Annotated in this window: 5 protein-coding genes; 1 reads left to right on the top strand and 4 read right to left on the bottom strand. The window is 73.3% G+C overall.

The annotated features are described in order from the left end of the window. Together AOK03_RS35545 and AOK03_RS35540 are read right to left on the bottom strand one after the other, a co-directional pair. Window positions 1-1,641, bottom strand: a 1,641-nt coding sequence (locus AOK03_RS35545; RefSeq protein WP_208609659.1) for a type I polyketide synthase, incomplete at its 3' end; no start/stop codon positions are given. Window positions 1,642-1,647: 6 nt separating this feature from the next. After that, window positions 1,648-10,512 (bottom strand): type I polyketide synthase, encoded by an 8,865-nt coding sequence (locus tag AOK03_RS35540; protein ID WP_055569518.1) that lies wholly within the window; start codon window positions 10,510-10,512, stop codon window positions 1,648-1,650. Between the two features lie 240 nt (window positions 10,513-10,752). Here AOK03_RS35540 and AOK03_RS35535 point away from each other — a divergent pair, with 240 nt between their 5' ends. Then, window positions 10,753-11,535 carry a thioesterase II family protein gene (locus AOK03_RS35535; protein WP_055569517.1) on the top strand — a complete coding sequence of 261 codons (783 nt, stop codon included), beginning with the start codon at window positions 10,753-10,755 and terminating at the stop codon, window positions 11,533-11,535. A gap of 223 nt (window positions 11,536-11,758) precedes the next feature. On the opposite strand, the gene AOK03_RS35530 is transcribed toward AOK03_RS35535, so the two are convergent. Next, complete coding sequence (locus AOK03_RS35530; protein ID WP_055569516.1) at window positions 11,759-12,370, bottom strand: TetR/AcrR family transcriptional regulator; 612 nt, start codon at window positions 12,368-12,370, stop codon at window positions 11,759-11,761. After that, on the bottom strand, window positions 12,348-13,883 hold the full coding sequence (locus AOK03_RS35525) for a DHA2 family efflux MFS transporter permease subunit (protein ID WP_244177876.1): 1,536 nt from the start codon (window positions 13,881-13,883) through the stop codon (window positions 12,348-12,350). The genes AOK03_RS35530 and AOK03_RS35525 overlap by 23 nt, the downstream gene beginning before the upstream one ends. Between the last annotated feature and the right edge of the window lie 166 nt (window positions 13,884-14,049).

Here is a 14,049-nt window from a genome sequence, read left to right as displayed (position 1 = left end):
CGCAGCCAACGCCTCAAGACCGTCCGTCAACGCGTCCCGGTCCCGGCCCACCACCACGGCCCGATGCTCGAACACCGACCGCGTCGTCGCCAACGACCACCCGACCTCCGCCGGAAGCGCCTCCGTGTCACCCGCCACGAACGCACCCAACCGCCGCGCCTGCGCACGCAACGCATCAGACGTCCGCCCCGACACCACCCACGGCACCACAGCGGATCCACCAGCCACAGAAGCGACCGAGGCAGCCGCCTCCTCCTCAGGAGACGGCGCCTCCTCCAAAATCAAATGCGCATTCGTCCCCGAGATCCCGAACGCGGACACCCCGGCACGACGCGGGTGGCCGGTCTCGGGCCAGAGGGTGGGCTCCGTGACGACCTCGACCGCTCCCGCGTCCCAGTCGACGTGCGGGCTGAGTTCCTCGACGTGGAGGGTCGCGGGCAGCACGCCGTTGCGGATCGCCATGACGGTCTTGATGACACCGGCGACACCGGCGGTGGCGTGCGTGTGGCCGATGTTGGACTTGAGGGAGCCGAGCAGGAGGGGCCGTTCGCGGTGCCTGCCGTACGTGGCGAGCAGGGCTCCGGCCTCGATGGGGTCGCCCAGCTTCGTGCCGGTGCCGTGGGCCTCGACCGCGTCCACCTCGGCGGGGGTGAGCCGGGCGCTGTCGAGGGCGGCGCGGATGACCTGTTCCTGTGCGGCGTCGTTGGGGGCGGTCAGGCCGTTGCTCGCGCCGTCCTGGTTCACCGCCGAGCCACGGATGACGGCCAGGACGTTGTGGCCGTTGCGCCGGGCGTCCGACAGACGCTCCAGGAGGATCAGACCGATGCCCTCGGAGAAGCCGGTGCCGTCCGCCGCGGCGGCGAACGGCTTGCAGCGGCCGTCGGGCGCCAGACCCCGCTGGCGGCAGAACTCGGTGAACATCAGCGGACTGGACAGCACGAGCACACCGCCCGCGAGGGCCAGGTCGCACTCGCGCTGGCGCAGCGCCTGGCTCGCCAGGTGGATGGCGACGAGCGAGGCGGAGCAGGCCGTGTCGACGGTGACGGCCGGACCTTCGAGACCGTAGTTGTAGGCGACCCGGCCGGAGATGACGCTGGTGAGGCTGCCGGTGGTGGCGTGCCCCTCGAACCCCTCGGGGATGCGCGGGAGTTGGGACATGTAGTCCTCGCTCGACACCCCCGCGTAGACGCCGGTGCGACTGCCCTTGAGGGAGACGGGGTCGATGCCGGAGCGCTCGAACAGCTCCCAGGACGTCTCCAGCATCAGGCGCTGCTGCGGGTCCATCGCCAGCGCCTCGCGCGGGCTGATGCCGAAGAAGTCGGCGTCGAAGGAACTCGCGTCGTCCACGAAACCGCCGTGGCGCACGTAGCTGGTGGCGTAGTTGGCCGGGTCCGGGTGGTACAGCCCCTCCAGGTCCCAGCCCCGGTCGGTGGGGAAGTCCTCGATGGCGTCCTTGCCCGCGGCCACCAGGTCCCAGAGGTCCTCGGGCGAGGCCACGCCGCCCGGGAAGCGGCAGGCCATCCCGACCAGCGCGACCGGTTCGTGCCTGCGGTCCTCCTCCTGCACCAGGCGCCGACGCGTGTCATGGAGCTCGGTGGTCACCCTGCGCAGATACTCGACCAGTTGCTCTTCACTCGCCATGTGGGGTCACCCGGCCTTCGGAGTGGGGGTCGCGCGCGAGGTGTCGTGCCCGACACCAAGCTCGTTGTCGATGAAGTCGAAGATCTGGTCGGCGGACGCGGCCTTGAGCCGGTCGGCGGCACTGTCGTCGTCCGCCGTGACGTTCGTGGCCTTCCAGCGGGCGAGCAGCGCCTCGAGCCGCGTGGTGATCTCGCCCGTCTCACCGTGGGACAGCTGGGCGGCGAGCGCGGCCAGACCGTTCTCCATGCGGGTCAGGTCGCTCAGCACGGTCCCCGTGGCGGGTGGTCCGGTCGGCGTCGGGGCGGCCGCCGCGCCCGCCGCGCCCTCGGCGGACCGCTCGCTCCGGCCGGTCAGCCGCTCGCGCAGATGTCCGGCGACGGCCGCGGGGGTGGGATGGCGGAAGACGAGGGCGGTGGGCAGGCGCAACCCGGTGTCCTCCACGAGCCGGTTGCGCAGCTCGACGGCGGTCAGCGAGTCCAGACCCAGCTGTTTGAACGTGGCGTCGCCGCGCAGCGCCTCCGGGTCGGTGCGGCCGAGGACGGCGGCGGCGTGGCCGCGTACGGCCTCGGTGAGCAGTCGGAGCTGTTCGGCGCTGGACAGGGAGGCCAGGCGGGCCGACCAGTCCGTGGGGGGCCTGCGGTCGGCGGCGGCACGCCGGGCGGGGGCCTGCGACGCGGCCAGTGCGCGCAGGGTCGCGGGCAGGGCGTCGGCGCCTTCGGCGGCCAGGGCGCGTACGGCAAGGCGCACCCCGGCGAGCGGGATGCCGCCGTGGGCGCGTGCGGCATCGAGGAGGGCGGGCAGCCGTCCGGGCTCGGTGCCCTTGATGCCGGGGGTGTCGGGCCTCGGCTCGGGCGGTGGGCCGTAAGCAAGGGCCACGCCCGTCGTGTCGGCGGTGTGGCGGCGCAGGGCGAGTGCCTCGCGGAAGGCGTCGGCTCCGGCGTCGGCCATCGGTCGCCGGATGCCCAGGTCCGCGCCTGCCGGGGACAGTACGGCGAACAGGGTGAGCGGCAGGTGGGCCGTCGCGGCGTGCAGGGCGGCGGTGACACCGGCCCTCGCCGCCCACCCGTCGGCGAACGACCCGGGCGCCGACGTACCGGCGGCGTGGATGACCGCCGTGACGGGGTGCTCCCCGTCGACCGCCGCGACGGCCTCGGTCACGGTCGCCGGATCGGCCGGGTCGATGACGCCCAGGTGCACGGTGGCACCCAGCTTCCGCAACTCCAGCGCCTCAGAGTCCAGTTCACCGCCTCCGGAGAACGGGCCCTCGGCGAGGACGAGGAGATGGGTGCACTGCTCGGTGCGCACCAAGTGTTCGGCGTGTGCGGAGAGGGCAGCGATCGGCGCGCCCGCCGAAGCGACGAGGAGCACAGTGCCGTCCGGGTCGAGCGGCCGCTTTTCGTCCGCCGTGGAACCTGCCTCGGGGGGCGCCGCCTTCGAAGGCACGGTGAGCCGGGGCGCGAGGAGTCGGCCGTCGCGCAGGGCGAGTTGGGGTTCGTCACCGGCCAGCGCCGCGGCCACGGCCTGCTCCAGGGACGCGTCCCCCGCCCCGACGCCCGCATCCGCGTCGATGAGGAGGAAGCGGCCCGGGTACTCGACCTGCGCCTGGTGGACCAGTCCGCGCACCGCGGCAGCCGAGGGTGCGGGCAGGGAGTCGTCCCCCGTGGCGACGGCGCCGTGCGTGAGCAGCACGAAACGGCTGTCGGCAAGTCGTGCGTCGGCGAGCCAGCGGTCGATGAGCGCGGCGGTGCGCTGCACTGCGGCCAGCCCCTCGGCCGCATCGTCCGCCGCCGGGGTGGCACCCGCGGCATCCACGTCGACGAGGACGGCAGACGGAACCGGATCCCCGGCATCAGGGACGGCGTTCTCCTCCGCCGATGCAGATAGAGGTACGGATACGGATACGGATGCCGATGCAGAGGCCGGATCCAACACCGGCACCGGCACCGGCACCGGCACCCACTCCAACGCATACAGATCCGATGCCGCACGCCGCCGCCCGGCCCCCCGCAGCTCCCGCGCCCCTGCCGCGACCGCGACCAGGCCTTCGCAGGTGAGCACCGCCGCGCCCGCCGGGTCGCTCACGGCGACCTGCCAGGTCCGTCCGGCCCGTTCGGAAAGCGTCCCGTCCTCACCGAGGGGCGAGAGTCGGACACGTACAGACGTCGCACCGGTCGCCCACAGCGATACCCCGGTCAGACTGAACGGCAGCCAGACCCGGTCGCCCCCGGCCGGTGGCTCGCCGAGGAGCGCGGGGTGCAGCGCGGCGTCGAGGAGGGCGGGATGGATGCCGAACCCGGCGCCCTCCGGGGCCTCTTGGGGCAGCGCTGCCTCTGCGAACAGCTCCGCACCCCGCCGCCACAGGGCGCGCAGGCCCGTGAAGACCGGACCGTAGCCGACACCGGCCGCGGTGGCCCGCTCGTAGAAGTCGCCGAGGTCGACGGGTTCGGCACCGGCAGGCGGCCACACCCCGTCCGGATCGGCCCCGTCCGCCGCACCCGCGGGCTCGGCGACGGCCGCCTCGGCGACCAGCTGCCCCGCCGCATGGCACGTCCACGCCGCGCCGCCCCCCTCATGCGCCTCGCCGTCGTCGGGACGGGCATAGACGTGGACATCGCGACGGCCACCCTGCCCGCCCGCCACGTCCTGCCCCTCGTCGGCCGGACCCACCACGATCTGCACCTGCAGGCCCGCCGTGTCGGGCAGCACCAGGGGCGCCCGGAGCGTGAGGTCCTCGATGCCCGCGCAACCGACCTCGTCGGCGGCGCGCAGCGCCCATTCCGCGAGCACGGCGGCGGGCACGACGGCGGTGCCGAAGAGGGTGTGCTGGGCGAGCCAGGGGTGGCTGTGCCTGCTGATGCGGCCGGTGAGCAGGTGGACGTCGCCGTCGGCGAGTCCGGCGGCCGCGCCGAGGAGCGGATGCCCGGCGGCGGCGAGTCCGAGGCCCGCCGCGTCCAGGCTCCCGGTGACGGCCTCCAGCCAGTAGCGGCGCCGCTGGAAGGCGTACGTGGGCAGCCGGAGGGCCGGGACGGAGTCGTACGGGGACGCCTCCGGGCCCGACGCCCCGCCGGCGCCGACGGGGAACCAGTTCTCCCACCTGACCGCGCACCCGGCACCGAAGGCCTGGGCCAGCGACAGGGCGAGGCGGGACAGACCGCCGTCCTCGCGCCGCAGCGTGGGGACGGTGACGGCGGCGGCCTCGGCCTCCTCGAAGGTCTCCTGCAGGCCGAGGGTGAGGACCGGGTGGCTGCTGGACTCGATGAAAATGCGGTGTCCGTCGGCGAGGAGCGCCGTGACGGCGTCGGCGAACCGGACCGGGCGGCGCAGGTTCGTCACCCAGTAGTCGGTGTCCAGGGCCGTGGTGTCGATGCGGCCTCCGGTCACGGCCGAGTAGAACGCCACGGCGGACCGGACGGGGCGTACGCCCGCCAGGATCCGGGTCAGTTCGTCGGTGATGGTGTCGACCTGCGAGCTGTGCGAGGCGTAGTCCACGTCGATGACGCGGCCCCGCAGCTCGCGCGCCTCGGCGTCCGCGACGACGGCGGCGACCTGCTCGGGCGGTCCCGAAATCACGGTGGAGGACGGCCCGTTGACGGCGGCGATGCCCACTCCGTCGTGGCCGTCGATGAGTTCTGCGGCCTGCTCCTGGCCGACCCCGAGGGAAGCCATGGCGCCCCCGCCCGAGAGCCGCCGCAGCGCCCGGCTGCGCAGCGCCACGATCTTGGCGCCGTCTTCCAGCGTGAGGGCCCCGGCCACGACCGCCGCGGCGATCTCGCCCTGGGAGTGGCCGACGACGGCGGCCGGGGTGACGCCCTGGTCGGCCCAGACGGCGGCCAGCGAGACCATGACCGCCCACAGCACCGGCTGGACGACCTCGACCCGGGACAGTTCACTGCCGTCCCCGCGCAACACGTCGCTCAGCGACCAGTCGACGTACGGGGAGAGCGCCTGCTCGCACTCGGCGATGCGCGCACCGAACACCGGTGATTCCCGCAGGAGTCGAGAGCCCATGCCGACCCACTGCGATCCCTGCCCGGGAAAGACCAGTACCGGTCCGGGTCCCGTGTCACCGGCGACTCCGGACACCACGTCCGGCGAGGCCTCGCCCGCGGCCAGCGCCTCCAGTCCGGCGGTCAGTGTCTCCCGGTCACGGCCCACGACGACGGCCCGGTGCTCGAACACCGACCGTGTCGTGACCAGCGACCGGCCCACCGCCGCGGAGGTCGCGGCGGCGCCGTCGTCCCCCACGAACTCCGCCAGCCTTCGGGCCTGTTCACGCAGTGCTTCGCCGGTACGCCCGGAGACCACCCACGGCAGCACCGCGTCGCCGTCCGCCGGACCCGTGTCCACCGGCCCTGTGCCCTCCGCGTCGTGCCGCTGCGCCTCCTCGAGTACGAGGTGCGCGTTCGTCCCGGAGATGCCGAAGGACGACACCGCCGCGCGGCGCGGACGGTCGCCGCGCGGCCAGCCGACCGGCTCGGTGAGCAGCCGTACCGCACCCGTCGACCAGTCCACGTGCCCGCTCGGCTCGTCCACGTGGAGGGTGGAAGGGAGCAGCTCGTGCCGCAGGGCCATCACCATCTTGATGACGCCCGCGACACCGGCGGCGGCCTGCGTGTGGCCGATGTTCGACTTCACCGAACCCAGCCACACCGGACGGTCCTCGGGCCGCCCCTGCCCATACGTGGCCAGCAGCGCCTGCGCCTCGATCGGGTCGCCCAGCGTGGTGCCGGTGCCGTGGGCCTCCACGGCGTCGACCTCGTCGGCCGCGAGCCCCGCGTCCGCGAGCGCGGCACGGATGACGCGCTGCTGCGAGGGGCCGTTGGGCGCGGTCAGGCCGTTGCTCGCGCCGTCCTGGTTGACCGCCGAGCCCCGGATCACGGCGAGGACTTCGTGGCCCTTGCGCCGCGCCTCGGAGAGGCGTTCGAGGAGGACGAGGCCCACTCCCTCGGCCCAGCCCGTCCCGTCCGCGCCCTCAGCGAACGGCTTGCAGCGCCCGTCGGGGGCCAGGCCGCGCTGGCGCGAGAACTCGGTGAACATGCCCGGCGTGGCCAGGACGGTGGCGCCCCCGGCCAGCGCCAGGTCGCACTCGCCGCGCCGCAGCGCCTGCGCCGCCAGATGGAGCGTGACCAGCGACGAGGAGCAGGCCGTGTCCACCGTCAGCGCGGGCCCTTCGAGGCCGAAGCTGAAGGAGAGACGGCCCGAGGCCACGCTGGGGGTGCTGCCGGTCAGCAGGTAGCCGTCGGTGGACTGGGAAGGTTCGTGCAGCCGGGGCCCGTAGTCCTGCCCCGTCATGCCCACGAACACGCCGGTGGGGCTGCCCTTCAGCGCCCGCGGGTCAAGGCCCGCCCGCTCGAATGCCTCCCAGGCGCATTCGAGGAGCAGCCGCTGCTGCGGGTCGACGGCCAGTGCCTCCCGCGGGCTGATGTCGAAGAACTCGGCGTCGAAGTCGGCGGCCTCGTAAAGGAATCCGCCCTGCCGCGTGTAGCTGGTGCCCGACCGGTCGGCGTCCGGATGGAAGAGCCGCTCCAGGTCCCAGCCGCGGTCGGTGGGGAACGCGCCGACCGCGTCGGCGCCGCCCTCCACCAGCCGCCACAGGTCCTCCGGCGTACCGGCGCCGCCCGGGTAGCGGCAGCTCATGGCGACGACGGCGATGGGATCCTCGCCCGAATCCCCGGCCGAAGCCTCCGTCCCGCCCTCGTCCGGGGCCGCCGCCCCCGTGAGCTGCGCGCGCAGGTGCGTCGCGACGGCCAGCGGGGTCGGGTGGTCGAAGGTGAGGGTCGCGGGCAGCGGCAGCCCGGTCGCCGTGCCGAGCCGTTCGCTCAGCTCGGCGGCGGCCATGGAGTCGAAGCCCGACTGCTTGAAGGTGCGGGCGGTGTCGACCGTCGCCGAGGTGGCGCCGAGGACGAGGGCGACCTGCTTGGCGACCAGGCCCAGGAGGGTGCGCTCCTGATCGGCGACGGAGAGCGCGGCAAGCCGCCCACCGAGCTCGCTCCGCGCGCTGAGGTCGCCCCGCGTGCCGGGCCCGGTCCGTGCACCGAGCTCATTCCGCGCGCCGGACTCATTCCGTACGTCGGGCTCATTCCGTACGTCGGGCTTCCCCACGCCCGGCGCCTCGGACCAGGCAGAGACCGTTGCGCCGTCCGGCCAGTACCGCTCACGCTGGAACGCATACGTCGGCAGCCCCAGCCGCCCGGCGCCCGCAGGCGACCCGTACGCCGCCGTGAAGTCGACATCGGCGCCCCGCACGTACGCCTGCGCGAGGGCCGTCAGGAACGTGGCCGTCTCGTCGCGCCCGCGGCGGCACGCGGCCACCGCCGCGGGGCGCGGACGGCCCGGGACGCCGCTCGGATCCACGCGGGCGGGGAAGCACTCGCGGGCCATCGCCGACAGCGGCGCGTCCGGGCCCAGTTCGACGAACGTGGTCACTCCGCGCTCGCACAACCCCCGCACCCCGGCCAGGAACCGCACGGGCTCGCGCGCATGCCGCGCCCAGTAGTCGGGAGCGGCCTGCTCGGCCCCGTCCGCGGCCACGGGCAAGCCGGTGACGTTGGAGACGACGGGGATGACCGGCGCGTGGAAGGTCAGTCCCGCGGCGACGGCGCGCAGCTCGTCGAGGACGGGGTCCATGTGCGGCGAGTGGAAGGCGTGGCTGACCTTCAGGCGACGGGCCTTGCGGCCGCGCGCCTGCCAGGCGGCGGTCAGTTCCTCGACGGTGTCGCGGTCACCGGAGACCACGACGGAGTCGGGGCCGTTGACGGCGGCCACCGCGGCGCGCGCCTCGTGCCCCGAGAGGAGCTCGGCCGCCTCGTCCGCGGTCGCCTGCCAGGCGGCCATCGCGCCGGGCACCCGCACCGCCTGCATGAGCCGTCCCCGGGCGGCCACCAGGGCGCTCGCGTCCGCCAGGGAGAGGACACCGGCCACGTGCGCGGCGGCGATCTCGCCGACCGAGTGGCCGAGGACGTAGTCGGGGGTCAGGCCGAAGGAGGCCGCGAGCCGGTACAGGCTCGTCTCGATCGCGAAGAGGGCGGGCTGGGTGTACGCGGTCTCGTCGAGCAGCGCCTGACGCTCGGCGTCAGCGCCGAGGACGATCTCGCGCAGCGGGCGGTCGAGATGGCCGTCCAGGGCCGCGAACGCCTCGTCGAGCGCGTCGGCGAAGGCGGGGAACGCGGCGTACAACTCGCGTCCCATGCCGGGGCGTTGTGCGCCCTGACCGCTGAAGAGGAAGGCCACCTTGCCGTCGGGATCCGCCTCGCCGCGCACCATGCCGGCGGTCTCCTCGCCCGCGGCCAGCGCGTCCAGGGAGCCCAGCAGCTCGGTGGTGTCGGCGCCGAGCAGAACCGCGCGGTGGGCGAGGGGGGCGCGGGTGGTGGCCAGGGCGTGGCCGACCCGGGCGGCGTCGGGGGTGGGCCGGGCGGCGAGGTGGGTGCGCAGCCGCTCGGCCTGGGCGGCGAGCGCGGGGGCGCTGTGGGCGCTGACCGGCCACGGCGTCGACGACGGCGTGGCGTTGGGCCGGGCGGCGTCCTCCCCCGGCACGGAAACGGAACCCGCGGGAACGGAACCCACGGAGACGGAACCCGCGGGAACGGGCTCCGCGGCCACGACCAGGTGACCGTTCGTGCCCCCCATCCCGAACGAGGACACCCCGGCGATCAGGGGCTGCCCGGGGCGCGGCCAGTCGGCCGGTTCCCGCTGCACGGCCAGGCCGAGGTCGGCCAGCGGGATGGCCGGATTGGGGGTGGTGAAGTTCAGGCTCGGTACGAGCTGCCGGTGGTGGATGCTCAGCGCCGTCTTGAGGAGCCCGACGATGCCCGCGGCGGCTTCGAGGTGGCCGACGTTCGTCTTCGCGGAGCCGACGGCGAGCGGCACGGTGCGCGCCGCGTCCTGCCCGAGTGCGGCGCCGAGCGCGGCGGCCTCGATCGGGTCCCCGACGGGCGTGCCGGTGCCGTGCAGTTCGACGTACTGGACCTGGTCGGGCGTCACTCCGGCCCGCCCGCAGGCGAGCCGCACCACGTCCCGCTGCGCATGTCCGCTGGGCAGGGTGAGGCCGTCGGTCGCTCCGTCGCTGTTGACGGCGCTGCCGCTGATCACGCAGTACACCGTGTCGCCGTCGCGCCGTGCCGCCGCGAGCGGCTTGAGCACCACGAGCCCGCCGCCCTCGCCGCGGACGAATCCGTCGGCCCCGGCGTCGAAGGTGTGGCAGCGTCCGGTGGGCGAGAGGCCGCCGAAGCGGGCCTCGGCCAGCTCGGTGGACCGCGGCGAGCAGATGAGGTTGACGCCGCCCGCGAACGCGACCTCGCACTCGCCGCGCTTGATGCTCTCGCAGGCCAGGTGCACGGCGACGAGCGAGGAGGACTGGGCGGTGTCGACGGTCAGGCTCGGCCCGGCCAGGTGGTACGCGTACGAGATGCGGTTGGCCAGAATGCTGCGGTGGACGCCGGTCATGGTGTGCCGGTCGACGGCGTTCCGCGCGGTGCGGTTCAGGACGTCGGCGTAGTCGTCCCAGAGCGCGCCGACGAAGACTCCGGTGCGGCTGCGGGCCAGGGTGGGCGGCCGGATCCCGGCGTCCTCCAGCGCTTCCCAGCTCAGTTCGAGGAGGAGCCGCTGCTGCGGGTCCATCGCCACGGCCTCGCGCGGGCCGATGTGGAAGAAGGGCGCGTCGAAGCCGTCGATCCGGTCCAGGAACCCGCCGGGGCCGCGGAGGCCCGAATCGGTCTGCCGTGACTCGGGCGGGGCGGCGCGCACGGCGCTGCGGCCCTCGCTCAACAGCTGCCAGAACGCCGCCGGGTCGGCTGCCCCGGGCAGGCGGCAGGCCATCCCGACGACCGCGATCGGCTCGGGGCCCGCGCTCGCGCCGGACGAGGACGTGGCCATCACGTCAGCTGTGTTCGAACGCGGAACAACTGGCTGCCAGAAAACATCAACGGCGCTCCCGGTCCGAAATCGGAGATCCCTTCGAGTACCGGGCTCATCGTGAGCGGGCTCTCTAAAGGCGAACCAAACCCCGGCTAGCCGTCCGCCGCTTTAGACGGGCGCTATGGGCCGCGGCCAGCATCGGGGGCGAGCGCGGCACCTGCGGAGCGCCCGCGGGTGGGTGGACCAAGAGGGAGAGCGATGGACAGGGGCACGGCGCAGGCGCCGCGGAACACGGGGGCCGGGGTGTGGTTGCGGCGGTACCACGACTCCGCATCGGCACCGGTGAGGCTGGTCTGCTTCCCGTTCGCGGGTGGCTCGGCGAGCTACTGGTTCGGTCTCTCCGGGCTGCTCTCGCCCGGGATCGAGGTGCTGGCCGTGCAGTATCCGGGGCGGCAGGACCGGCACACGGAGCCGTGTCTGGAGTCGGTGGCCGGGCTCGCCGACGGCGTCGTGGACCAACTGCCGTCCGACGGGAAGCCGTTCGCGCTGTTCGGGCACAGTCTGGGTGCCATCGTGGCGTTCGAGGTGGCGCGGCGCCTGCGGGATCCTGCGGGGCCCGGCCTGCCGGTGCACCTGTTCGCCTCGGGCGGGCTCGCCCGGCCCTATCGGCCCGCAGGCCGGTCGGGGGAGCTCGGGGACGCGGACATCCTGGCGCATCTGCGGGCGATGGGCGGCACCGACGAGCGGTTCTTCAGCAGCCCGGAGCTGCAGGAGCTGATCCTGCCCGCGCTGCGGGCCGACTACCGGGCCGTGGCTTCCTACGAGGCACCGGGGCCGGAGCGTCTCGACTGTCCGATCACGGCGCTGATCGGCGACACCGACGAGCGGACCTCGCCCGAGCAGGCGGGCACGTGGCGGGAGCGCACCGCCGCGGCGTTCGATCTCCGGGTACTGCCCGGCGGCCACTTCTACCTCGACGGCTGCCAGGAGCAGGTGGCGGCCGTGGTGACCGCGGCGCTGGCGGCGGGCAGCGGGGCCTGACAAGTACGACGGGACGCGCCCGGACGAGCAGGGACTGGCACGTACGCGCCCGGACAAGCCCCTGGCGTGCTCCGTCGAGGGAAGCCGGAGCACGCCAGGTTGGACCGGACGCGGCAGCCGGGGGACGGTGGCCGCGCGCGGTCGTTCTGCCCGTACGCACCGGCCGGGGGCCGTCACGTACGACATCTGGTCGGAGGGCGGGCGCGAGGCCCGGCCCCTCCGGTCAGGGCCGCAGATCTTCCAGGCAGTAGAGCGCTTCGTCCAGAGTGGTCGCGAAGTCCATCTCCGGATCGTTCGCCCAGTCCAGGGAGACCTGCAGCATCACGCCGAACAGGGCGCCGGTGTAGGCGCGGACCGCCGGGTCACCCGGGTCGCGTCCGGCCCGCTTGGCCACCTGTTCGCCGAGGAGCTGCATGGTCTGGCTGATGTTGCCCAGGCTGGCCCCCCAGAGCTCCGGCTCGGAGAGGATGAGCACGAAGCGCTCGCGCTGCAGGGCCAGTTCCTGCTCGGTGATGTCCTTCAACATCGATCGGATGGCCTGCCGCTCGGCCTGAATCGGTGTCAGGTCGGGCGACTGGGCCTGGAACATCATGGCGAAGGGCAGGTCGTAGTCGTGCGAGAAGACCAGGTCCTGCTTGGTCGCGAAGTAGCGGAAGACGGTGCTGGGAGCGACCTCGGCGGCTTCGGCGATCTGCTCGATGGTCGTGGCGGAGTAGCCCTGTTCCCTGAACAAGCGCACCGCCTCCCGCTGGATCGCGGCCTTGGTCCTGGCTTTCTTGCGTTCTCTCAGACCAGGCACTGTTTTGCCCTGGTCAGACTGCGTCTGCGGCTTCATGCTCAGATTCTGCGGTCTTCGCGGTGCTCTGACCAACATGGCGTGGCAGCCACACCACCGCCAGCAGCACACCGAGCAGTCCCAGGCCTCCGGAGACGACGAGGACCACGTCCAGGGCGTGTACGTACGCGGATCGCACCGACTCGGCCAGTCCGTTGGACTTGATCGCCCGGGCCACGGCGAGACCGCCGAAGACCGAGTCCTTGACGGCGCCCTGTGCCTGCTCGGGCACTCCGTCGAGGTCGAGCTTGCCGCGGTAGCCGGAGTTGAGGACCGAGCCGAGGATGGCCGCGCCGAAGCTGCCGCCGAGGGTGCGGATGGACTGGTTGACGCCGGAGCCGACGCCTGCGGAGTCCTCGGAGAGCGCGCCGAGTGCCGCGTCCATGGCGGTGGGCAGGGCGATGCCGAGGCCGAGGCCGTACGCCGCGGTCCATGCGGCCGCCAGGCCGGTGCCGCTGTCGATGTCGGTGGTGGCGCCGTAGAACAGGGCGGCGGCCAGGAGTGCGAAGCCGATGCCGACCGCGGTCTTCGGGCCGAGGGCCTTGGCGACCTTGTTGGCGACGGTGACACCGACGAGGAGACCGCCGACCATCGGCAGCAGCCGGAAGCCGCTGCCCATCGCGTCGGTGCCCAGGACCGCCTGGTAGTACTGCGGCATCGTGAACAGCACGCCGAACATCGTGAAGTTGATGACCGTGCCGAGCATGGTGCCGGAGGTGAACCGGGCCGAGCGGAAGAGCGAGAGGTCGACCAGCGGATCGGCGGTCCTCTTCTCCCAGAACACGAAGATCACGATGGCGAGGATTCCGCCGAGCGTCGGCACGAGCGTGGTGACGTCGGTCCAGCCCTTCTCGCCGCCCTGGATGACGCCGTACGTCATCGCGGCGAGACCCACGCTGGAGAAGACGAGGCCGCCCACGTCGAACGGCTTGGCCTCCTTGGCCTTGGACTCGGGCAGCCAGGCCGACACCGCGAGGAAGGCGAGGATCACGACCGGCACGTTGATCAGGAAGACGGAGCCCCACCAGAAGTGGTTGAGCAGGTAGCCGCCGAGGATCGGGCCGAGCGGATACGCGAGCATCGCCGCGCCGGCCACCGCGCCGATGGCCTTGGGGCGCTCCTCGTCGGAGAACATCACCGGCAGGAGCGACAGTGTCGTCGGCATGATCAGCGCGGCACCCAGGCCGAGGACCGCACGCGCGCCGATGAAGGTGCCGGAGGTCGTTGCGTAGGCACAGGCCAGCGAGCTGACGCCGAAGATCACCAGGGCGGCGAGCAGCACCTTCTTGCGCCCGAACCGGTCACCGAGCATGCCTGCGGGGATCATTCCGGCCGCGAACACGAGCGTGTACGAGGTCACGAACCACTGCAGCTCGACGTTGTTCGCACCCAGATCGTCGGCCATCGCCGGCAGCGCCAGGCTCAGGATCGTCACATCGAAGCCCACCACCATCGAGGCGAGCACGAGAGCCCCGACGGCCCACCACCGCCGCGCACCCAGATCTGCTGACACGAGAGTCGACCTCCTAAAGAGAGCTCAATATCTAGTCGGAGCGTACTCTCATTTTTTATGTCGCGGTACCACCCGTTCCGTATGGAACCCGTCAAGACTCGGGAGGGCGTGGCGGAGCTCCCACCTAGGGGTGGCCGAGGGGTGGCCTTAGGGGCTGTTGAGGGGC

It is taken from the genome of Streptomyces atriruber (assembly GCF_001418325.1).
Classification (GTDB): Bacteria; Actinomycetota; Actinomycetes; order Streptomycetales; family Streptomycetaceae; genus Streptomyces; species Streptomyces atriruber.
The sequence above is the reverse complement of the archived record's forward strand: the minus strand, read 5'-3'. Positions and strand labels throughout refer to the sequence as shown.